Raw genomic sequence first — 20,220 nt, 5'->3', positions numbered from 1 at the left:
CCGTAGAGGCGCGGGCTTCGCGTCGATACGCTTGGAGCCCGCGCTCGACGTCCATGGAGGAGCTCATGGCCCCTGGCCCCCTGCAGCCGGGGGATCCCCCCGCGCTGGGCGCGTTCCGGCTCGTCGGGCGCCTGGGCGAGGGCGGGCAGGGAGTCGTCTACGAAGGGCTGGGCCCGTCCGGCGGGCGCGTGGCCGTCAAGGTCCTCAAGGGCGGCGCCGATCCGGACACCCGCCGCAGACTGGCCAGAGAGCTGGAGTCGGCGCGCCGGGTGGCGCCCTTCTGCACGGCCCGCGTGCTGGCGGCCGACCTCGACCGGGCCGATCCGTACGTCGTCAGCGAGTTCGTCGCGGGCCCGTCCTTACAGGAACGGGTGCGGGACGGCGGCCCGCTGCGCGACGGCGACCTCGACCGGCTCGCGGTCGGCACGGCCTCCGCCCTCGCGGCCATCCACGGCGCCGGGGTCGTCCACCGCGACTTCAAGCCGGCCAACGTACTGCTCGGCCCGGACGGCCCCCGCGTGGTCGACTTCGGCATCGCCCGGCCGCTGGACGCCAGCACGGCGCCCTCGGCGCTGTCGGGCACCCCGCCGTACATGGCGCCCGAGCAGCTCAAGGGCGTGCACGGGTCCCCCGCGGCCGACGTGTTCGCCTGGGCCGCCACCATCGTCTTCGCCGCGACCGGACGGCCTCCGTTCGGCAGCGACACGATCGCCGCCGTCTTCAACCGCATCCTCACCCAGGATCCCGACCTGACCGGCGTTCCCGAGGGCCTGCGCGCGACCCTCCTCACCTGCCTCACCAAGGATCCGCAGGCGCGCCCCTCGGCGCGGTCGCTCCTGGTACGCCTGGTCGACCCGGGAGCCGCCACTGTCACGGTCCCCGAGGTCGGCCCGGTCCCGACCGCGTACGTCCCCGCCGGCTGGTCCGGCACCGGCCCTGCCGGTCAGGGAACGCTTCCCTACGCGCCCGGCGCCGGGCCTGCCGGACAGGGAACGCTTCCCTACGCGCCCGGCGCCGGGCCTGCCGGACAGGGGACCGTTCCCTATGCGCCCGGCGCCGACCCGGCCGGCCATCAGGTCCCGGGGCCACCCGGGCCCGGCGGTCTGCACGGCCTCGGCCCAAGCGGTCCGAATGGACCCGGTGCGACCAAGGTGCTCCCGGCTGACCCCGGAGCGCCCACGACCCTACGTGCCACCACCGTGCCCCCAGAGCCTGTCGGGACATATCCGGCGACGCCGTACCGCGAGCGGACGCGGAGGACCGGACGCGCCGTACCGCTGACCATCGCGGCCGTGGCCCTGGCGGGGGTCGCCACGGCGGGCGTGCTGTACGCGAACGGGACGATCGGCCGCTCGCCCAGTGGAACCCAGGCGACCGATCCGGCGGCATCCGGCAAGACCAAGGGCCAGGAATCGACATCACCATCCTCGGCACCGTCGTCCGCTCCGGCCGCGACCACGGAAGCGTCGGCGCCCACGCAGGCATCCGACCCGACCGGCGCCTCCGAACCGGCGTCTGGACCGACGTCGGCTCCGCCGCCCGCCCAGGGCGGCGGCATCCCGGCGACCTTCGCGGGAACCTGGACCGGACAGATCGAGTCCCAGGACAGCCGCAAGAACAAGATCAACTTGACCATCACTCTGCAGGACGGACAGCGCATCGCCCAATGGACGCACGACGCCTGCCGACAGCAGGCCACGCTGACCCGCGTCACGAGCGCCACGGTGCTTCTGTTCGCGGTGGAGCAGCGGGGCCAATGCGTCGGAGGTGACGTGACCCTCACGCTCAAGGATCCGGGGACCTTGGACTATGTGGGTCAGGAGGGCATGGGCGACGTGGAATACCACGGAAGCCTCCACCATCCCTGACCGTTCAGCCGGTCCGCACCGCCCTGAGCGTTCGAGACCGGCGCGCACGTTCAAGAGCCCGCGCAGTCAGGACCGGCCCGCACCTTCGGGACCGGCCCGCACGTTCAAGGCCGGTCCGCGCGGTCGAAGCCGCGTGCGCGCCGCCCGTTCGAGCGGCGCGCACATCACCCGTTCAGCCGGCGGGCGATTGGAATGAGCTCGACCGTTCAGCCGGCGCGGGCGATCTGGAACGAGTACGTCCCGGCCTTCGCCGCGCCTGCCCTGACGACGAGCGCGTAGCGTCCGCTCGCGTTCGCGAGGGGGATCTCGAACTCGTTGCCGCACAGCGGGTAGGGCTGCCGCGCCTCGGCGACGCTCTTCTGGGCCGCGTCGAAGAGTTCCATATCGATGTTGCCGCACTGGCCACCCATGATCTTGATGGCGGTGGCGCCGTCCGCATCGAACTCGAAGCGGTCGATCCGCCCGGGCGGGTCCAGCCGTCCCGCTCCGGCGGGGCTGCCCTCACCGATCTTCAGGCCGATCGCGGCGGGGAACGTCCGCACCTTCACGGTCGCGATCCGGAAGCTGTACGCCCCGACGACGTTCGTGTTGCCCCAGACCTCCAGCCGGTGCTTGCCCACCTTGGTGAGCTTGAACAGCGAGGTGCCGTAGCTGAGGCTGGCGGGGGCCGGCCCCAGCGGCTCACCGTCCACCTCGGAGTACACCTGGAACTGGATGTCGGTGCCCTCCATGTCGGTGACCCAGAACTCCCTGGCGTCGCCCAGGTCCAGGGTGAACTTGTCCCGCTGCCCGGCACGGGTCAGCTCGGACGAGACCGTGCTGCCGTCGACGAGGACCCCGCCGGGCGCGACGGGTGCCGCGGCCTTCTCCGCGGTCCCGGTTTCCATGGGTGTGCTCTCGGTCTGCGGAGGCGTGCTCTCGGCCGGGACGGGCGTGTTCTCCGCCTGCGCCGGAGTGCTCTCGACGGGCGTGCTTTCACTCGGGGCGGGGGTGCTCGCGACGGGCGCGGTCGCCACGCCGCCGCTCACCTGCGCGGAGGGGGTGGCGTCACTGCCCGTGGTCCCGATACCGGCGAGGCCGCACCCGGCGAGGGCGGTGAGCGCGAGGACGACGGCACCGTGCCGAACCGGTGCGAGGAGGCGCGATGCGCAGAAGTTCGTCATGTCCGTTATTCTCGGAGAGCCCGCTTACAACCCGGTTGCCGCGCACTTTCCATTTCCGACACAACTCCGCGTGTAGGCACCCAGCCGAGGGAGCAACTCCAGCATCTCGTCCAGCGTCCGTGGGCCGCCGCTGAGCAGGTCCAGCGCCTGGGTGAGGAGCGTCGCAGTCACCTCGCGCGGTTCCGGCTGCTGGAGGTAGTCGTTGATGCGGTGCGCCTGGTCGGTGGCCAGCGCGTTCATTGGGTACAGCAGCACGGGTTGACACCGTGCTTGCTGTTCGCCCGCTCGCGGCGGCGGTGAACAAAACATAGAGCCCCGTCCGCTGGACGGGGCTCCGGGCCACTCACCGAGATGAGTGGTGCAGTCGAGAACAGTTAACCGGCTCACCTCCGTGGCTGTCAACTCACCCTGCGCAACAAAGGGAGACTCACCGTCGACCCGGGCCAACAAAGAGGACACAACGCCCAGAGATCCTCGGTGCACGACTGCCACGGCCCGCGGACGCAGGGGTTCGCCGAGGCTGGGGGAGCCCATCGACTACGAAGCGGCCGGCGAGGGGATTCGGGTGACGCCGCTCATGCCTGATCTGCCAGGCGCGCGCCGGGAGCGGCTACCAGGAGGAGTCCTGCTCCGGGTCAGTGCCCTCCGGCAAGAGGCGGACGTCCGAATGTCCGTCATTCTCGGTGAACCCGCTTACAAGCCGGTTGCCGCGCACTTCCCACTTCCGGCGAACTCCGCGCCGAACTCGGTCACGTCGGTGACGGCTCAGTCACCCGAGCCCGACACATCACCGGGGTGAGAGGAAAAGGGGACTTCGAACCATACGATCGCCGTCGATTCGTGCCGCTTGTGGCCCCAGGCCGAGGCGATCGACGCGACCAGCCACAGCCCTCGTCCGTGCTCGTCGCAGGGGCTCGGGTGGAGTTCCGGGACGGCGGCGGTGCCCTCGTCCATAACCTCGACGCGGACGGTACGGGAGGTCAGCGCTAGAGCGAGCGTCACCTCGCCGATCGGCCGACCGGTCGGGTCGGTGCGTCCTGAGGGTGTGTGCAGGATGGCGTTGGTGACGGTTTCGCTGACCAGGAGTTCCACGTCGTCTATGGCGGAGTTCTCGGGGCCGAGGGCTTTCGCCAGGGTCGTCCTGGTGTAGGTGCGGGCGTGCGCCACCTGGGCGGGAGTGCCGGGGAATGACATGGCGCCGAGGACCTGCGTTTCCGTCGCGTCCGGCATGACCATCACGTCCGGACTTCGAGGATCCGAGCGATCGCCAGGGCGGCGGCGTAGGGGTCGTGGGCGGGGGCGATGGGCTCGCCGTCGGCCCAGATGAACCACCAGTCTCCGGACACCAGGTCGCAGGAAACGTCCCCGGACACGCCTGCGGCCGGGTCACCTCCCACGTGAAGGTGCGCCGGACCGGCCGGCGAGCCCTGGACGATGACGGCGGGGATGCCCGCCAGGGCCTCCATGTCTCGCGCGAGCCGTTCGAGGTGGAGACGGCGCCGGGGAGGAAGGGCTCCAGCCCGACCGCCGTCACCCTTCGTGTTGACCTGACTCATGTGCGTGACCGTACGTTCGGCGCACGCTCATGTCATTGGCAGTACCGATGCGGTCCTTCCCGATGTACCCACCGCGGTTACCAGAACGTCAGTAGTCCAGACGAATGAAGTCCGCCAGTTCCCGCATGTCGGGTGTCAGCGTCCGGCGGCGTTTGTTGATCTTGTGCAAGATATTTCGCGCCTGGGCCTGGTGGACGATCCATTCGGGGGCCGCTGTCCGGACCTCCCGCAGGATCTCGAACGCGTCCCCGTATCTCTTCAACTGAAGGTTCGCGTTGGCCACATCCAGCCGGTGCCGGTGCCGATTGGCCGAGTTGGGACGAAGTCCCCCGCGCGGGATCGTCGCCGAAATAGCGAGCACCCGATCGGGTCGTCCTTCGATGACCGCGTTCTCGGCCCTTTTCATCGCGACGACGGCGGACCCGAAAGCCCGTACCGGATCCGCGGACGAGGCGTATTCTCTGCGCATCACGACGGCCGCCGCATGCGCCAGCTTCAACGCGTCCTCGGCCGTGCCCGGCTGGTTGTTCCGGACCGCCGCTGAGGACGCTTTCAACATGAGACCACCCCACGTCGCCAGCTCCGACATGGTCGCGCGCGACATCCGCGGCTCGACTTCGTCGGCCCAGCGTGTGGCCAGGTCGAACGTGCCCTGAAGATCTCCCTGCCGGATCAGCAGCCAGCACTTCGTCTTGATCGCGGCGGCCGCGTCCAAGCGGTCAGGCGCGTCGTCGACGGCTCTGCTCAATGCCATTTCCGCCATGTCGAACTGGCGAGTCGACGTCATCAGCAGACCGGTCAGATGCAGGACCCTCGCGCGCTCGGCCCGCCCCTCGTCACCAAGGGCGTCGGCGTCCCTCAGCAGCGGCGGAAGTAGCACCCCGAGTTCGGAATAGCGGTTGTTGTAGAAGAGGGGTTCAAGCGCCTGAACGGCGCTTCTCACCCCCTCCGAAGTGGGTTCCTCCGCCGGCGACTCACCGAAGGGCCTTCCCACCAAGGCCCGCTTGACGGCATCCCACTGTGTGTCATCGCTCGCGGGGGCCGGGTCGGACTTCGGGCGGACTATCAGCTCCGAGGTTGAAACTTTCAGGGCGACGGCCAGTTTCCGGAGGGTTTCGACGCGGGTGTCCTCACGTTCGCCCTGTTCCAGTTTGCGGAGCAGGGAGAGGGAGACTCCGGAGAGGTCGGCGAGTTCTCGTTGTGTGAGGCCTCGGCGCTTTCGGATGGATTGGAGCCGCTCGCTGAGTTCAGGCGTACTCATGGCGTCATCATGCCCTGGTCACGTGCGGGTCACGCGCGTTTACCAAACCCCGCTCCCCTTCTCCCGCTAAGCGGATGATCAGCAGCTGCTTGCCATGATTTTGGGGGTATATGAGGATTTGCCCGTGACGGAGCGCATGCCACCGCCCGCCGCCGAGGTCGTCCCTGACAGGGCGGCGACGGACGGAACCCGGGCCGACACCATCACGGCGCCGAACGGCTCCCCGGGCCCGGACGGCTTCCCCGGCCCGGACCGCTCCCCGGATGCGAACGGCTCCCCCGACGCCAGCGGCTCGCCCCCGTCCCCGGAGGCCGCGGCCCGACGCCGCCGGTTGCCGGCGTTCGTCACCGATCCCCGCGACCGGCGGGCGCTGCTCATCTGGTTCGTGTCGCACGTCGGGTTCGTGATCTACACCTATCTGGCGGGGCCTGGGCGGACGACGGACCCGTTCCTGAACCGGCTCACGCGGTGGGACGCCGAGAACTTCATCGCGATCGCCGACTACGGCTACGACGGCCCGCCGGGCATGCAGGACAGCGGCAAGCTGCCCGCGTTCTTCCCCGGCATGGCGCTGCTGATCAGGATCCTGCGTCCGGTGATCCACGACGAGCGGCTGGCCACCGTCCTGATCTCCCTGGTCGCGAGCGCGGTCCTGGCGGTCGCGCTGTCGCGGCTGGCCGAGTCGTACCGCGAGGGCAGCGGCACGTACGCCGTGGCGGCTCTGTTCCTCAGCCCATTCGCCGCCTTCCTCTATACCGGGTACTCCGAGGCGCTGTTCCTGGCGCTGGCGATCCCGGCGTGGGCGCTGGCCCGCAAGGGGCGGTGGGAGGACGCCGCGATCTGCGCCGCCCTGTCCGCCGGTGTTCGCATCTCGGGGCTTTTCCTGGCCTTCGGCATCCTGGTGATATTCCTGGTGGCCGGGAACGGCGGGCGGGCGCCGGGCGGCTGGCGCAGGCTGCCCTGGCTGGCCCTGCCCGGTGTGCCGGTGCTGATCTACACGTTCTTCCAGTGGACCCGCACCGGCGACTGGCTGGCGTACAACTCGGTGCAGGACCAGTACTGGGGACGGCACACCGTCTGGCCGTGGGAGGCGTTCCTCAACACGCTGAACATGTCCGACGACGTCGCCTCGCTCACCACGTCGTACTACGAGGAGATGATCGCCGCCGGGGTGCTGCTGATCCTCACGGTCTGCCTGGCGGTGCGCCGCCGCTGGCCCGAGCTGGCGTACATGACGCCGCAGGCGCTGTCGTTCCTCACCCTGTCGAGCTTTTACATGTCGGTCGGACGCGCGTCGCTCACGTGGTTCCCGCTGTGGATCGCCCTCGGCGTCGTGGCGGTGCGGCGGCCGTGGGTCTGGTACGTGAGCATGGCGGTGATGCTCCCGGTGATGGCGATCAACGTCGGAAATTTCACCACAGGCGCCTGGATCGGCTGAACGAAGCAACCCCTCGGGAAGCCCGCTTCCGGGAACCCGGCAGTGACGAGTGATGTCCTACCCGGCCGGGGTGGCGGCGGGCTTGTCGTAGACGCCTACCGCCCACGCGCTCGGCCGGTGGCCGACCATGGAAGCCAGCCGTTCCGGTGCCGTGGTGACCATCTCCATGTCGAACGCGCCGTCGCCGGGCCGCGCCTTCGAGACGATCGGTGCGTCAGCGGGAAAGACCCAGATCTCCAGGCTCTGCGGCGTGCGAAGCCACCCGGGATGGGCGGACTGCCAGTCGTACTGACTGTCGACGCCGCCCCCGTCGCCCTGCCCGCAGCGACCGAGAGCCGCCGAGCCGCCGGGAGCGCCCAGATCCCGCACCAGCACCCACACCTGGGGGTCCGCGCATCGGATGGAGAACCCCGTGTTGAGGCTTGTCGGCTGGAAGGTCACTTTCACACCCGTGCCCACGGACGTGTGGGTCTCGAAGTGGATCAGCGCCATCCTGCCTCCGATCCGAGTGTCCACCGAGTCGGGCAGATCGACACCGTTTGTCACCCGCGCCGAGGACGCGGGACCCGGCGGGGGCGCGCCGCCGTCGAGCCCATGGAGACCGGCCACTCCGACGACCGCCGCGACCGCCCCCGCGAGCGCCGCCCCGGCCGTCACCCGCCGACGCAGCCGGGCACCGCGCCCCCGCCGCACGATCTCCTCTAGATGGACGGGCTGCCTCGGCCCCTCGCCGCTGTACTCATCGAGTACGGCGCGCAGGTCGCTCTCGGTGTACTGGGTCGTCGACATCATCTGGTCGCCTCCACCTTCAGTTCGCACAGCGCCGGATCCACGCGAAGCCGGGCCAGTGCCCTGCTGAGCTGCTTCTTCACCGTTCCGAGTGAGCATCCGAGAACGTCGGCGATCTGCTGGTGGGTCAGGTCGCCGAAGTAGTGCAGGACAAGGACCGCACGCTGTCGTGCCGGCAGCACGCCGGTCGCCGCCCACAGGGCCGCACGGTCGGCCACCGCTCCTGCGATGTCCCGCTGCGCGGGGCCCTCCGGCATCGTCTCCGTGGGCACCTCCCCCCGCCAGCGCCGCCGCCACCAGGAGGCGTGCGTGTTGGCGATGATCCGGTACACGTACGGGTCAGGGTCGCCCTCGATCCTGCGCCAGGCCGTCCACGCCTTGATCAGCGCGGTCTGCACCAGATCTTCCGCCGTCGCCCAGTCGTGGGTGAGCAGGAACGCCGTACGGCACAGCCGCTCGTGCCGTTGCTCGACGTATTGGGCGAACCCGTCCGCCATGCCGTGCTCCCCTCTGAGACGTTCTCATCGGGACTACCGGCCGGCGAGGGGATTTGGGTGACACCGCTCATGCCTGATCTGCCAGGCGCGCGGCGCCGGGAGCGGCTACCAGGAGGAGTCCTGTTCTGGGTCGCTGCCCTCTGAGAGGAGGCGGATGTCTGAGTCGACCATCATCGCGACGAGCTCCTCGAACGACACCGACGGTTCCCAGCCGAGCTGGACGCGGGACTTCTTCGGGTCCGCGCACAGCAGGTCCACCTCGGCGGGCCGGTGGAGGGCCTGGTCGGCGACGACGTACCGCTCCCAGTCGAGCCCGGCCGCCTCGAACGCCGCGACGACGAGCTCGCGGACCGACCGCGTCTGGCCGGTGCCGATCACGTAGTCCTCGGGGGCGGCGGCCTGGAGCATCAGGCGCATGGCCTGGACGTAGTCGCCGGCGTACCCCCAGTCGCGGCGGGCCTCCAGGTTGCCGAGGCGCAGTTCGGAGGCGAGGCCGAGCTTGATGCGGGCGGCGCCGAGCGTGACCTTGCGGGTGACGAACTCGGCGCCGCGCCGGGGCGACTCGTGGTTGAAGAGGATGCCGGAGACGGCGAACATGCCGTACGACTCGCGGTAGTTCTGGGTGAGGAAGTGCCCGTACGCCTTGGCCACGCCGTACGGCGAGCGCGGGTGGAAGGGGGTGCGCTCGTTCTGCGGGGTCTCGCGCACCTGGCCGAACATCTCGGAGGACGACGCCTGGTAGAAGCGGATCTGCCCGGATCCGGGGTTGCGTGAGGAGGTGATTCCGGAGCAGACCCGGATGGCCTCCAGCATGCGCAGGACGCCCATGCCGGTGACCTCGGCGGTCAGCTCGGCCTGTTCCCAGGACATGGGGACGAACGAGATGGCGCCGAGGTTGTAGACCTCGTCGGGCTGGACGCGTTCGACCGCGGAGATGAGCGAGCCCTGGTCGAGCAGGTCGCCGCGGACGAGTTCGACGTTCTGCAGCAGCCTGCGGACGCGGGCGACGCGCGGGTTGGCCTGGCCGCGGACGAGGCCCCAGACGTCGTACCCCCGGTCGAGCAGGTGCTCGGCGAGGTAGGAGCCGTCCTGCCCGGTGATGCCGGTGATCAGCGCACGCCTGGCCAACGGGTCCTCCTTGGTCTCCGGGCTAGGCGGCTTGGGTGGCTTCGCCCGAACTATGAGCTGTAAGACGCGAATGTACCTCTCAGGTCCCGGGCAAGCGCCATGGGCCGCTCACGATCTCACGGCCCGCGACTCTAGAACCAGTTCTACCGAGCGGCGCTCGGTCGGGGTGACCGCCCAGTTCGCGGGGCATAGGGGCGGTTTGAGGCACAATTCCATGTTAAGGGCGGGTCAGTTACCAGATGGTAGGGTCACGACTAAGATCGGCCTTCGCGGGTGCATGCCCCGCGAGGGTACCGAGCACCGCTCTCGAAAGGGGTGTCCGTGCAGGTTGCAGACGACGGGCGAGAGCACGAGGGCAGGCTGCGCGTCGCCCTGCTGTCGTACCGGAGCAAACCCACCTGCGGCGGACAGGGCGTCTACCTGCGCCACCTCAGCCGCGAGCTCGTCGCGCTCGGGCACCACGTCGAGGTCATCTCCGGCCCGCCCTACCCCGAGCTGGACGAGGGCGTCGTCCTCAACAAGTTGGAGAGCCTGGACCTGTACCGCGACGAGGACCCCTTCCGCACCCCCAGGCTCGCCGAGTACCGCGACTGGATCGACGTCCTCGAGGTCGCCACGATGTGGACGGCCGGCTTCCCCGAGCCGCTGACGTTCAGCCTGCGCGCGCTGCGCGAGCTGAAGATGCGCCACGGCGAGTTCGATGTCGTCCAGGACAACCAGACGCTGGGATACGGCCTGCTCGGCATCCAGAAGCTGCTGCCGGTCGTCGGGACGATCCACCACCCGATCAGCGTGGACCGGCGCATCGAGCTGAAGGCCGCGCCGTGGCGCAGGCAGCTCTCGCTGCGCCGCTGGTACGGGTTCGTCCGCATGCAGAGCATCGTCGCGCCGAGGCTGAAGCCGATCCTCACGGTCAGCGAGTCGAGCCTGGCCGACATCCACCGCGACTTCAACGTGCCGCAGAGCAGCATGCGGCTGATCCCGCTGGGCGTGGACACCCGCTACTTCCACCCGCGCCCGCACCTGCCGAAGCGCCCGGGGTCGATCGTGGCCGTCGCCAGCGCCGACTCGCCGATGAAGGGCGTCGCCACGCTGCTGCGCGCCGTGGCCAAGCTCGCCACCGAGCGGGACGTGAACCTCACCGTCGTCAGCAAGCCGACGGCGGGCGGTCCCACCGAGAAGCTCGTCCAGGAGCTCACGCTCGGCGACCGCGTCCGGTTCGTCCACGGCATCTCCGACGACGAGCTGGGCGAGCTGATCGCCACCTCGGAGATCTCCGTCGTGCCGTCGCTGTACGAGGGCTTCTCGCTGCCGGCCGTCGAGCACATGGCGTGCGGGACGCCGCTGGTCGCCAGCCGTACGGGCGCGCTGCCCGAGGTCGTCGGGGACGCGGCCGTGCAGGTGGCGCCGGGCGACCCCGAGGAGCTGGCCGCGGCGCTGCTGCGGCTGCTCGACTCGCCCGCGGAGCGCGAGCGGGTGGGCAGGGCCGGCTACGACCGGGTGATGGAGCGCTACACCTGGCACGTCGTGGCCAAGCGCACCGTCGAGGCCTACCGCGAGGCGATCGCGGCCCGTGAGAACGCGCAAGCGAAGCGGTGAACGCCCGCGCGGCGAACGCGCGGAGCGAAACGGACCAGACGGTGAAAGGGGAGCGGTAGGTGCTGACCGTCGACTTCCGGCGGCTGCCGGTCGGGCCCGGCGTCCGCGTACTGGATCTCGGGTGCGGCGGCGGCCGTCACGCCTTCGAGGTCCTGCGGCGCGGCGCGGACGTGGTGGCCTTCGACCAGGACGCGGACGAGCTGAAGAGCGTGGCGAGCATGTTCGCGGCCATGGAGACGGCCGGGGAGGCGCCGCCGGAGGCCACCGCCGAGACCGTGACCGGCGACGCGCTCGCCATGCCGTTCCCCGACGCGTCGTTCGACCGGGTGATCGCGGCCGAGGTTCTGGAGCACATCCCGGACGACATGGCCGCGATGCGCGAGATCCACCGGGTGCTGAAGCCGGGCGGGCTCGCGGCGGTCACCGTGCCGAGCTTCCTTCCCGAGCGCATCTGCTGGGCGCTGTCGGAGGCGTACCACACCGCTCCCGGCGGGCACGTGCGCATCTACACGCTGGCCGAGCTGTCCGCCAAGCTGAAGGCGACGGGTCTGGTCATCGGCCCGCACCACCACGCCCACGGGCTGCACTCCCCGTACTGGTGGATCAAGTGCGCGGTGGGCGTCGACAACGACGGCCATCCGCTGGCCAAGGCGTACCACGAGCTGCTCGTCTGGGACATCATGAAACGTCCCGCCCTGACCCGGATCGCGGAGTCCGTGCTCAACCCCCTCATCGGGAAGAGCGTGGTCCTCTACGTCCGGAAGCCCGCTTGACCGCGGGGCGGGCCGCGGTGCCGGCCGTCCCTGGGGTGATCACTGCGGAGCAGGTCGTCGCGACCGCGCACAGCATCGCGGCCGTCCAGGAGGCGGACGGCGGCGTCCCATGGCCGGAAGGGCACGTCGACGCGTGGAACCACGTCGAGTGCCTGATGGCGATGACCGTCGCGGGCCTGAACGCCGAGGCCAGGAAGGGGTACGACTGGCTGGCGCGCGCCCAGCGGCCCGACGGCTCGTGGCCGGCGAAGATGGTGCGCGGCGAGGCCGCCGAGGCGAACGGCGAGAGCAACCACGCCGCGTACGTCGCGGTGGGCGTGTGGCACGACCTGCTGGTGACCGGCGACGAGGCCTTCACCCGCGCCATGTGGCCGGTGGTCAGGAGGGCGCTGGACTTCGTCGTCGACCTGCAGACCCCGCGCGGAGAGATCATCTGGGAACGCTCGCCGTCGGGCGTCCCGGCGACGTACGCGCTGCTGACGGGGTGCTCGTCCATCTACCAGGGGCTGCGGTGCGGTGTGCTGCTCGGCGAGCACCTGGGCGACCCGCACCCGGACTGGGAACTGGCCGCCGACCGGCTCGGGCACGTGCTCGCCGCGCACCCGGAGGCGTTCGCGGACAAGAGCCGGTTCTCGATGGACTGGTACTACCCGATCCTCGGCGGCGCGGTGCGCGGCCCGGGGGCGCGGGAACGGCTCGACCGGCAGTGGGAGACGTTCGTCGAGCGGGGCCTCGGCGTGCGGTGCGTGTCGGATCAGCCGTGGGTGACGGGCGCGGAGTCCTGCGAGCTGGCCATGACGCTGGACGCCGCCGGTGACCGGGAGCGTGCGCTCACCGTCTTCGGCGACATGCAGCACATGCGCCACGAGAACGGGTCGTACTGGACGGGCTGGCAGTTCGTGAACAGGGCGTGGTTCCCCCACGAGCAGTCGGCGTACACCGCGGCCGCCGTGATCCTGGCCGCCGACGCGCTGTCGGACACGACGCCGGGCTCCGACCTGTTCCGCCAGGCCGGACGGTACATCGTCCCGGTCGTGGACCCGGGCTCCTGCGGCTGCTCGCGGGCGTCGAGCCGCACCTGATCCTCTTAATATACGTTTTGACTTATATAAGTGGGGAGCTGTAGAAACTAGGGGTGCATGCGTTCGATGTGCTCGGCGACCCGGTGCGGCGCAGGATTCTCGAACTGCTCGCCGACGGCGAGAAGACCTCCGGCGCGGTCTGCGCGGTCATCCAGGAGGAGTTCAAGATCTCGCAGCCTGCCGTCTCGCAGCATCTGAAGGTGCTGCGGGACAACGGCTTCGCGACCGTACGCCCGGACGGAGTGCGCCGCCTGTACGCGGTGAATTCCGAGCCGCTGCGCGACGTCGACGCCTGGCTCGACCGTTTCCGGCGCTTCTGGGCCCCGAAGCTCGACGCGCTGGGAACGGAACTGGCCCGCGGCAAGCGCGAACGCCGGCTGCGCGGTCACGGCCACGACCCCGAACCAGAGGATTGAACGATGGAAGTCTCCGAGCAGATCAACGCGGTCCAGCGCCACCTCGGCACGCGCGTTCTCGACGCGGGTGAGGCGCGCGTCCTCACCATCAGCCAGGTCTACGACGCCACGGTGGAAGACGTGTGGGACGCCTGCACGAACGCCGAGCGCATCCCGCGCTGGTTCCTGCCCGTCAGCGGCGACCTGCGCGTCGGCGGCCGCTACCAGTTCGAGGGCAACGCCGGCGGCACCGTCGAGCGGTGCGACCCGCCGAAGAGCTTCGCCGCCACCTGGGAGCACGGCGGCGGCATGAGCTGGATCGAGGTGACCGTCTCCCCCGAGGCCGACGGCACGCGGTTCGAGCTGCAGCACATCGTGCTCGCGAGCGACGTGGACGGCCACTGGGATACGTTCGGCCCCGGCGCGGTCGGCATCGGCTGGGACTCGGGGCTCATGGGCCTGGCCACCCACCTCGGCTCCGGCCTGGGCGTCACCCCCGGCGCGGCCGCCGAATGGATCGCCTCCGACGAGGGCAAGCGGTTCTTCACGCTGAGCGGCGAGCGCTGGCGCGACGCCGACATCGCCGCCGGCGCGGACGAGGCGACGGCCACGGCCGCGGCCGAGCGCGTCATCGCCGCGTACACCGCTTCCCCGGAGGCGGCCCCCGAAGCCTGAGCGCCCGCGCAGCCGGACCCCGCCGGGGAATCCCGCCGTGACCGCGGCGGGCTCCCCGGAACCGGTCCCCGGGTCAGGGGGTGGCGACGCGTTCCAGGACGCGCAGGGAGCCTTCGGCTCGGGTCTCCTTGTACTCGCCGCCGGCGAGGGCGCGCTGGTAGACACGGTACGGGGCCTGGCCGCCGGTCTTGGGGTCGGGATAGATGTCGTGGAAGACCAGGGCGCCGCCCGGGATGACGTGGTGCGCCCAGCCCTCGTAGTCCTTGGTGACGGGGTCCTCGGAATGGCCGCCGTCGATGAACAGCATGGCGAGCGGGGTGCGCCAGTACCGCGCGACGACCTCCGAGCGGCCGACGATGGCGATGACCTGGTCCTCCAGCCCGGCCGAGGCGATGGCGGCGCGGAAGAACGGCAGGGAGTCCATCTTGCCGAAGCGCGGGTCCATGAGGGTGGGGTCGTGGTGGGCCCAGCCGGGCTGGATCTCCTCCGAGCCGCGGTGGTGGTCGACGGTGAAGACGACCGTGCCGGTCTCGCGGGCGGCGGCGCCCAGGTAGATCGCGGACTTGCCGCAGTAGGTGCCGATCTCGCAGATCGGCCCGCGCGGGCCGTACACGCATGCGGTCTCGAAGAGGGCCAGCCCTTCCTCCTTGGGCATGAAGCCCTTGGCACGCTCGGCCGCGTGACGCAGGTCCGCCGGGAACGACATGTCAGTCATGATTTTTCCCTTGTGTACGGCAACGCTGCTGCACCCTATCTACAACGCTCGAACCGCCCGATGCGTGCCCCCACCATTGATCCAAAGGCTCTGGAACAATATTCCAACGCTTCTTGCCGCCCCTGTTGGAACGTGTTCTACTTTCCTGCGTGAACCGGCGTGCGCGAACCCTCACGCGAGGCGCGGTGTTCCGCGATCACCGTAGGCTCGCCACCGGCGCGACGGCCTAGGCTCGCGTCGACAGCGCAGAACCACCGCGAGGAGGGCTCCGATGAAGATCAAGGTGAACTACGACGTCTGCGAGGCCAACGCCGTGTGCATGGGCCTGGCCCCGGACGTCTTCGAGGTGGACGACGAGGACAACCTGCACGTCCTGCTGCCCGAGCCGCCGCCCGAGGCGCTCGACCGCGTCCGCCACGCCGTCCGTTCCTGCCCGAAGGCCGCGCTCTCCCTTCAGGCGGACTGAGCCGCTCCCCACAGCCCCGAGGACCCCGCCAAGGAACAAGGAGGTCTGCCCGATGCGAGCCGCCCTGCTGCACGCCGTCGGCGACGACAAGCTGGACATCCGCGACGACGTCACCCTCACCCCCGTGGGCCCGTCGGACGTCCGGGTGAAGATCAAGGCGACCGGCGTCTGCCACTCCGACCTGTCGGTGATGACGGGTGTGCTGCCCATGCCGTTGCCGCTGGTCCCGGGGCACGAGGGCGCGGGCGAGGTCGTGGAGGTCGGCGACCACGTCACCACGGTCGAGCCGGGCGACCACGTGATCGTGAACTGGACGCCCGCGTGCGACGCGTGCCCGAACTGCGCGGCCGGCCAGCCGTACCTGTGCACGACCTACCTGGTGCAGAGCTTCTCGCTGGCCCGGTTCCGGTTCGGCGGGGACACCCCGGCGTTCGGCATGACGGGCTGCGGCACCTGGGCCGAGGAGATCGTGGTGCCCTGGCAGGGCGCGGTCAAGGTGGACTCCGACGTGCCGTTCGAGGTCGCGGCGCTGATCGGCTGCGGCATCACGACCGGCGTCGGCGCGGCGATCAACACGGCGAAGGTCAGGCCGGGCGCCACCGTGGCGGTGATCGGCTGCGGCGGCGTGGGGCTGTCGGTGATCCAGGGCGCGCGGGTGTCGGGGGCCACGAAGATCCTCGCGGTCGACCCGCTGACCTCCAAGCATGAGCTGGCCAGGAAGGTCGGCGCGACCGACGTCTGCACTCCGGATCAGCTCGCGGAGGCGGTCGGCTCGCTGACCGGCGGCCGGGGGTTCGACTACGGGTTCGAGGTCGTCGGGAAGTCGGCGACCATCATGTCCGCCTGGCAGGCGACCCGGCGCGGCGGCGACGTCGTCGTGGTCGGCGCCGGGGCGATGGACGACCTGGTGCAACTGTCGGCGTTCACCCTGCTGTTCGAGGGCAAGAACCTGCTCAGCTCGCTGTACGGCGGCAGCGACGTCCGGCGTGACTTCCCGTTCCTGGTGAACCTGTGGAAGGCGGGCAAGCTAGACCTGGAGAGCATGATCAGCTCGCGCATCCGGCTCGCCGACCTCAACGACGCCGTCGCGGCCCTGCGCGGCGGCGAGGCGCTGCGGCAGGTCGTCGTCTTCGACTGAGCTTCGACTGGGCTTCGGCTGAGCGTCGCCCGACCTTTGACCGAGCCGTCGGCAGCGTGCGGCTCCCCGGGCCGGTCGTGCGGCCCGGGGAGCCCGCGGTCACGCTGTGGACGGCTCTCCGCCGGTCACTCCGAGGAGAACGCGGCGTCGAACGCGGCGGCCGGCGGCGTGATCTTGTTGAGGCCCTTGACGAAGCTCAGGGCCTCGGGGGCGCCGTCGAGGCGGTCCATGCCGGCGTCCTCCCACTCGATCGAGATGGGGCCCTCGTAGCCGATCGCGTTGAGGGCGCGGAAGCAGTCCTCCCAGGGCACGTCTCCCCGGCCGGTGGACACGAAGTCCCAGCCGCGGCGCAGGTCGGCCCAGGGCAGGTGGGACGCCAGGCGGCCCTTGCGGCCGTCGCCGGTGCGCACCTTGGCGTCCTTGCAGTCCACATGGTAGATGCGGTCGGCGAAGTCGAGGATGAACCCGACCGGGTCGAGTTCCTGCCACACCATGTGGGAGGGGTCCCAGTTCAGGCCGAACGCGGGACGGTGGCCGATGGCCTCCAGCGTGCGCACGGTGGTGTGGTAGTCGTAGGCGATCTCGCTCGGGTGGACCTCGTGGGCGAACCGCACGCCGACCTCGTCGAACACGTCGAGGATCGGGTTCCAGCGGTCGGCGAAGTCCTGGTAGCCGGCGTCGATCATCGCGGGGGAGACCGGCGGGAACATCGCGACGGTCTTCCAGATGGACGACCCGGTGAAGCCGACGACCGTGTTCACGCCGAGCTTGGCGGCGGCGCGGGCGGTGTCCTTCAGCTCCTCGGCGGCGGCCCGGCGGACCTCCTCGGGGTCGCCCGAGCCCCAGATGCGCGCCGGCAGGATGCCCTTGTGCCGCTCGTCGATCGGGCTGTCGCAGACCGCCTGCCCGACGAGGTGGTTGGAGATCGCCCAGACCTTCAGCCCGTACTTCTCCAGGACCTCCAGCTTGCGCGGGATGTACGAGTCGTCCGCCAGGGCCTTGTCGACCTCGAAGTGGTCACCCCAGCAGGCGATCTCCAGGCCGTCGTACCCCCACTCGCCGGCCAGGCGGCACACCTCTTCGAACGGCAGGTCGGCCCACTGGCCGGTGAACAGCGTGATCGGTCGCGTCATGACCCCTCTCCTTCCTTCTCCGCAAGGCTTGCATGGCTCCACATGGCCTGCTCCGCGTGGCCCGGCTCACGTGGGAGATCCGGGCGGGCGACCCGCGCCTTGGGCCGCCCGCCCGGATCGGTCGGGTGGGGATCACTCGGTGATGGGCGTCCAGCGGCTCTCGTTCGCCGCGCTCTGCTCGACCGCGGCGAGCACCCGCTGAACGCGCAGCCCGTCGGCGAACGAGGGCTCGGGGTCGGTGCCGTTGCCGATCGCCTCCAGGAAGTCCTTCACCTCGTGGCTGAAGGTGTGCTCGTACCCGAGCCCGTGCCCCGGCGGCCACCACGCCCCCGCGTACGGGTGTCCCGACTCGGTGACGTAGATGCGGCGGAACCCGGCCTCCTCGGCGGGCAGGGTGTGGTCGTGGAACCACAGCTCGTTCATGGCCTCGAAGTCGAACGACAGGCTGCCGAGCGAGCCGTTGACCTCGATGCGCATGGCGTTCTTGCGTCCGGCGGCGAAGCGGGTCGCCTCGAAGGACGCGAGGCCGCCGCCGGACAGCCGTCCGATGAACACCGCCGCGTCGTCCACGGTGACGGTGCCCGTCCCGCCCGCCTCGCCGGCACCGGCGGCCAGGCCCTCGGACTCCTCGGCCATGGGCCGCTCGCCGATGAACGTCGCGGTGAGGGCGGAGACGCCGGTCAGCTTCTGGCCGGTGACGAACTGGGCCGTGTCCACGATGTGGGAGCCGATGTCGCCCAGCGCGCCGGACCCGGCCTTGTCGCGCTGGAGCCGCCACACGAGGGGGAACTCGGGGTCGACGATCCAGTCCTGCAGGTACTGCGCCCGCACGTGGCGGATCTCGCCGAGGCGGCCCTCGGCCACGAACCGCCGCGCCAGCGCGACCGCGGGCACGCGCCGGTAGTTGAACGCGACCATGCTGCGCACGCCGCGCTCGGCGGCCCGCTCGGCCGCCGTCGCCATGGCCTCGGCCTCGGCGACGGTGTTGGCCAGCGGCTTCTCGCACAGGACGTGCTTGCCCGCCTCCAGGGCGGCGATGGCGATCTCGGCGTGGGAGTCGCCGGGGGTGCACACGTCGACGATGTCGACGTCGTCCCGCTTGATCAGCTCCTTCCAGTCGTGCTCGACCGCGGCCCAGCCGAGCTGGGCCGCGGCGGCGGCGGTGCGGTCCTCGGACCTGCCGGACAGCACCGCCATGACCGGCGCGACCGGCAGGTCGAAGAACGCGTCGACGCTGCGCCACGCCTGGGAGTGCACGCGCCCCATGAACGCGTACCCGACCATGCCGACCCCGAGCGCCGGCCTGTTGTCACTCACGTAAGACCCCCGAGAATTAGGATTCGAAGCCGAGCGGCAGGTACTGGGCCACGTTCTCCTTGGTGATGGTCTCCGATGCCAGCGTGATCGACTGCGGCACCTGCCGCTCGACCAGGTCGCTGAGGCCCTTGCCCTGCGCGATGAGCCGGGCGAGCTTGATCGCCGAGCCGGCCATCGTCGGGCTGTAGGTCACCGTCGCCTTGAGCACGCCGCTGTCCGCCTGGATCTCGCGCATCGCGTTGGCCGAGCCGGCGCCGCCGACCATGAAGAACTCGCTGCGGTTGGCCTCCTTGATGGCGGCCAGGACGCCGATGCCCTGGTCGTCGTCGTGGTTCCAGATCGCATCGATCTTCTTGTGCGCCTGGAGCAGGTTGCTCGCCACCTGGGTGCCGGACTCGACGGTGAACTTCGCGTCCTGCTGCGCGGTGACGCTGAAGCCGTAGCTCTTCAGCGCGTCGGCGAAGCCCTTGCTGCGGTCCTGGGTGAGCGGGAGGGTCGCGATGCCCTGGATCTCCAGGATCACCGGGTTGGAGACGCCCTTGTCCTTCAGCGTCTTGCCGATGTAGTTGCCGGCGGCCACGCCCATGCCGTAGTTGTCGCCGCCGATCCAGGTCCGGTAGGACAGCTTGTCGGGGAAGACGCGGTCGAGGTTGATCACCGGGATGCCGGCGTCCATCGCCCTGCGGGCGACCTGGTTGAGCTGCCCGCCGTCGTTGGGCAGCAGGACCAGCGCGCTGACCTTGGCCGCGATGAGCGAGTCCACGGCCGAGATCTGCTGGTTGATGTCGTTGGTCGGCTCGACGGGCTTGAACTCGACATCGGTGTACTTCTTGGCCTCGTCGGCCGCGTTCTTGGCGATGGCCGCGATCCAGCCGTGGTCGGCGGCCGGGGCCGAGAAGCCGATGACGACCTTGGTGCCCGGCTCGTCGTTACCGGTGCCGGCGGTGGTCGCCTGCGGGGCCGCTGTGGTGGGGGTAGCGGCCGCGGGCTCGTTGCTCGTGCAGGCGCTCACGAGGGCCCCTGCGCCGATGACGGCCCCACTGACGAGGAATCCTCGCCTGGCGACGCTCTTTTCCATGTGAAATGTCTCCTTCTTTGGGGGTTACCGGGCCTCGCCACGGGTGGATCCGGTTGTTCAGGTGTTCAGGGCTTGCGGGCCTGACCGATCTGCGGGGTTTCGCGGGGGTTCGCCGTTCTTGCGGGCACGGCGAACCGGCCGCGGGTCCC

Annotated in this window: 21 protein-coding genes; 9 read left to right on the top strand and 12 right to left on the bottom strand. The window is 70.4% G+C overall.

From position 1 onward, the window contains the following. Nucleotides 1-65: 65 nt before the first annotated feature. Nucleotides 66-1,868 (top strand): protein kinase, encoded by a 1,803-nt coding sequence (locus tag AB0H21_RS04405; protein ID WP_358511547.1) that lies wholly within the window; start codon nucleotides 66-68, stop codon nucleotides 1,866-1,868. A gap of 206 nt (nucleotides 1,869-2,074) precedes the next feature. Here AB0H21_RS04405 and AB0H21_RS04400 read toward each other — a convergent pair whose 3' ends face one another. The 5 genes from AB0H21_RS04400 to AB0H21_RS04380 form a co-directional block, all read right to left on the bottom strand. Next, nucleotides 2,075-3,031 carry a hypothetical protein gene (locus AB0H21_RS04400; protein WP_358511544.1) on the bottom strand — a complete coding sequence of 319 codons (957 nt, stop codon included), beginning with the start codon at nucleotides 3,029-3,031 and terminating at the stop codon, nucleotides 2,075-2,077. 24 nt (nucleotides 3,032-3,055) lie between these two features. After that, nucleotides 3,056-3,286 (bottom strand): hypothetical protein, encoded by a 231-nt coding sequence (locus AB0H21_RS04395; protein WP_358511542.1) that lies wholly within the window; start codon nucleotides 3,284-3,286, stop codon nucleotides 3,056-3,058. A 510-nt stretch (nucleotides 3,287-3,796) separates the two neighbouring features. Further along, on the bottom strand, nucleotides 3,797-4,261 hold the full coding sequence (locus AB0H21_RS04390) for an ATP-binding protein (protein WP_358511540.1): 465 nt from the start codon (nucleotides 4,259-4,261) through the stop codon (nucleotides 3,797-3,799). Nucleotides 4,262-4,266: 5 nt separating this feature from the next. Next, nucleotides 4,267-4,587, bottom strand: coding sequence for a hypothetical protein (locus AB0H21_RS04385; RefSeq protein WP_358511537.1), 321 nt, complete (start codon nucleotides 4,585-4,587; stop codon nucleotides 4,267-4,269). 88 nt (nucleotides 4,588-4,675) lie between these two features. Continuing rightward, nucleotides 4,676-5,848 (bottom strand): helix-turn-helix transcriptional regulator, encoded by a 1,173-nt coding sequence (locus tag AB0H21_RS04380; protein ID WP_358511535.1) that lies wholly within the window; start codon nucleotides 5,846-5,848, stop codon nucleotides 4,676-4,678. 124 nt (nucleotides 5,849-5,972) lie between these two features. Between AB0H21_RS04380 and AB0H21_RS04375 the strand changes: the two genes are divergently transcribed. Further along, nucleotides 5,973-7,286 (top strand): mannosyltransferase family protein, encoded by a 1,314-nt coding sequence (locus AB0H21_RS04375; RefSeq protein WP_358511532.1) that lies wholly within the window; start codon nucleotides 5,973-5,975, stop codon nucleotides 7,284-7,286. Between the two features lie 57 nt (nucleotides 7,287-7,343). Here the strand turns inward: AB0H21_RS04375 and AB0H21_RS04370 are convergent, their stop codons facing one another. The 3 genes from AB0H21_RS04370 to AB0H21_RS04360 all read right to left on the bottom strand — a co-directional run bounded on the left by AB0H21_RS04370 (nucleotide 7,344) and on the right by AB0H21_RS04360 (nucleotide 9,700). Next, nucleotides 7,344-8,078, bottom strand: coding sequence for a hypothetical protein (locus AB0H21_RS04370; protein ID WP_358511529.1), 735 nt, complete (start codon nucleotides 8,076-8,078; stop codon nucleotides 7,344-7,346). After that, entirely contained in the window at nucleotides 8,075-8,572 is a 498-nt protein-coding gene (locus AB0H21_RS04365) for a SigE family RNA polymerase sigma factor (protein ID WP_358511526.1), read from the bottom strand. The genes AB0H21_RS04370 and AB0H21_RS04365 overlap by 4 nt, the downstream gene beginning before the upstream one ends. Before the next feature lie 105 nt (nucleotides 8,573-8,677). Next, the gene (locus AB0H21_RS04360; protein WP_358511523.1) at nucleotides 8,678-9,700 is read right to left on the bottom strand and encodes a GDP-mannose 4,6-dehydratase; all 1,023 of its coding nucleotides are present in this window, start codon (nucleotides 9,698-9,700) and stop codon (nucleotides 8,678-8,680) included. A gap of 321 nt (nucleotides 9,701-10,021) precedes the next feature. Between AB0H21_RS04360 and AB0H21_RS04355 the strand changes: the two genes are divergently transcribed. From AB0H21_RS04355 to AB0H21_RS04335, 5 genes are read left to right on the top strand one after another with little or no spacing between them, the layout of a single operon-like run. Continuing rightward, entirely contained in the window at nucleotides 10,022-11,299 is a 1,278-nt protein-coding gene (locus AB0H21_RS04355; protein WP_358511520.1) for a glycosyltransferase family 4 protein, read from the top strand. Between the two features lie 59 nt (nucleotides 11,300-11,358). Then, nucleotides 11,359-12,072: a class I SAM-dependent methyltransferase gene (locus tag AB0H21_RS04350; protein ID WP_358511517.1), complete on the top strand. Its 714-nt coding sequence runs from the start codon at nucleotides 11,359-11,361 to the stop codon at nucleotides 12,070-12,072. Continuing rightward, nucleotides 12,069-13,154, top strand: coding sequence for a prenyltransferase (locus AB0H21_RS04345; RefSeq protein WP_358511514.1), 1,086 nt, complete (start codon nucleotides 12,069-12,071; stop codon nucleotides 13,152-13,154). Before AB0H21_RS04350 ends, AB0H21_RS04345 begins: the two co-directional genes overlap by 4 nt. A 53-nt stretch (nucleotides 13,155-13,207) precedes the next feature. After that, on the top strand, nucleotides 13,208-13,570 hold the full coding sequence (locus tag AB0H21_RS04340) for a metalloregulator ArsR/SmtB family transcription factor (protein ID WP_358511511.1): 363 nt from the start codon (nucleotides 13,208-13,210) through the stop codon (nucleotides 13,568-13,570). A 3-nt stretch (nucleotides 13,571-13,573) separates the two neighbouring features. Then, nucleotides 13,574-14,224, top strand: coding sequence for an SRPBCC family protein (locus tag AB0H21_RS04335; protein WP_358511508.1), 651 nt, complete (start codon nucleotides 13,574-13,576; stop codon nucleotides 14,222-14,224). Nucleotides 14,225-14,297: 73 nt separating this feature from the next. Here AB0H21_RS04335 and AB0H21_RS04330 read toward each other — a convergent pair whose 3' ends face one another. After that, nucleotides 14,298-14,939: a class I SAM-dependent methyltransferase gene (locus tag AB0H21_RS04330; RefSeq protein ID WP_358511505.1), complete on the bottom strand. Its 642-nt coding sequence runs from the start codon at nucleotides 14,937-14,939 to the stop codon at nucleotides 14,298-14,300. Between the two features lie 271 nt (nucleotides 14,940-15,210). Between AB0H21_RS04330 and AB0H21_RS04325 the strand changes: the two genes are divergently transcribed. Both AB0H21_RS04325 and AB0H21_RS04320 read left to right on the top strand, forming a co-directional pair. After that, nucleotides 15,211-15,405, top strand: a complete 195-nt coding sequence (locus AB0H21_RS04325; protein WP_358511503.1) for a ferredoxin — start codon at nucleotides 15,211-15,213, stop codon at nucleotides 15,403-15,405. A gap of 52 nt (nucleotides 15,406-15,457) precedes the next feature. After that, on the top strand, nucleotides 15,458-16,543 hold the full coding sequence (locus tag AB0H21_RS04320) for a Zn-dependent alcohol dehydrogenase (RefSeq protein ID WP_358511500.1): 1,086 nt from the start codon (nucleotides 15,458-15,460) through the stop codon (nucleotides 16,541-16,543). A 125-nt stretch (nucleotides 16,544-16,668) separates the two neighbouring features. Here AB0H21_RS04320 and AB0H21_RS04315 read toward each other — a convergent pair whose 3' ends face one another. The 3 genes from AB0H21_RS04315 to AB0H21_RS04305 form a co-directional block, all read right to left on the bottom strand. Further along, a complete protein-coding gene (locus tag AB0H21_RS04315) occupies nucleotides 16,669-17,676 on the bottom strand; it encodes a sugar phosphate isomerase/epimerase family protein (protein ID WP_358511497.1) in 1,008 nt (335 codons plus the stop codon). A gap of 132 nt (nucleotides 17,677-17,808) precedes the next feature. Beyond that, nucleotides 17,809-18,993 carry a Gfo/Idh/MocA family oxidoreductase gene (locus AB0H21_RS04310; RefSeq protein WP_358511494.1) on the bottom strand — a complete coding sequence of 395 codons (1,185 nt, stop codon included), beginning with the start codon at nucleotides 18,991-18,993 and terminating at the stop codon, nucleotides 17,809-17,811. Between the two features lie 16 nt (nucleotides 18,994-19,009). Further along, a complete protein-coding gene (locus AB0H21_RS04305) occupies nucleotides 19,010-20,071 on the bottom strand; it encodes an ABC transporter substrate-binding protein (protein WP_358511491.1) in 1,062 nt (353 codons plus the stop codon). Nucleotides 20,072-20,220: the final 149 nt, after the last annotated feature.

Source organism: Sphaerisporangium sp. NPDC051011, from assembly GCF_040653595.1.
Classification (GTDB): domain Bacteria; phylum Actinomycetota; class Actinomycetes; order Streptosporangiales; family Streptosporangiaceae; genus Sphaerisporangium.
Note: the sequence above shows the minus strand (reverse complement) of the source record. Positions and strands in the feature narration are given on the sequence as shown.

What these genes read in the sequence shown, in the direction of transcription:
- AB0H21_RS04405 (WP_358511547.1), top strand. Translation starts at nt 66, where the DNA reads ATGGCCCCTGGCCCCCTGCAGCCGGGGGATCCCCCCGCGCTGGGCGCG.
- AB0H21_RS04400 (WP_358511544.1), bottom strand. Translation starts at nt 3,031, where the DNA reads ATGACGAACTTCTGCGCATCGCGCCTCCTCGCACCGGTTCGGCACGGT.
- AB0H21_RS04390 (WP_358511540.1), bottom strand. Translation starts at nt 4,261, where the DNA reads ATGCCGGACGCGACGGAAACGCAGGTCCTCGGCGCCATGTCATTCCCC.
- AB0H21_RS04385 (WP_358511537.1), bottom strand. Translation starts at nt 4,587, where the DNA reads ATGAGTCAGGTCAACACGAAGGGTGACGGCGGTCGGGCTGGAGCCCTT.
- AB0H21_RS04380 (WP_358511535.1), bottom strand. Translation starts at nt 5,848, where the DNA reads ATGAGTACGCCTGAACTCAGCGAGCGGCTCCAATCCATCCGAAAGCGC.
- AB0H21_RS04370 (WP_358511529.1), bottom strand. Translation starts at nt 8,078, where the DNA reads ATGATGTCGACGACCCAGTACACCGAGAGCGACCTGCGCGCCGTACTC.
- AB0H21_RS04365 (WP_358511526.1), bottom strand. Translation starts at nt 8,572, where the DNA reads ATGGCGGACGGGTTCGCCCAATACGTCGAGCAACGGCACGAGCGGCTG.
- AB0H21_RS04335 (WP_358511508.1), top strand. Translation starts at nt 13,574, where the DNA reads ATGGAAGTCTCCGAGCAGATCAACGCGGTCCAGCGCCACCTCGGCACG.
- AB0H21_RS04330 (WP_358511505.1), bottom strand. Translation starts at nt 14,939, where the DNA reads ATGACTGACATGTCGTTCCCGGCGGACCTGCGTCACGCGGCCGAGCGT.
- AB0H21_RS04325 (WP_358511503.1), top strand. Translation starts at nt 15,211, where the DNA reads ATGAAGATCAAGGTGAACTACGACGTCTGCGAGGCCAACGCCGTGTGC.
- AB0H21_RS04320 (WP_358511500.1), top strand. Translation starts at nt 15,458, where the DNA reads ATGCGAGCCGCCCTGCTGCACGCCGTCGGCGACGACAAGCTGGACATC.
- AB0H21_RS04315 (WP_358511497.1), bottom strand. Translation starts at nt 17,676, where the DNA reads ATGACGCGACCGATCACGCTGTTCACCGGCCAGTGGGCCGACCTGCCG.
- AB0H21_RS04305 (WP_358511491.1), bottom strand. Translation starts at nt 20,071, where the DNA reads ATGGAAAAGAGCGTCGCCAGGCGAGGATTCCTCGTCAGTGGGGCCGTC.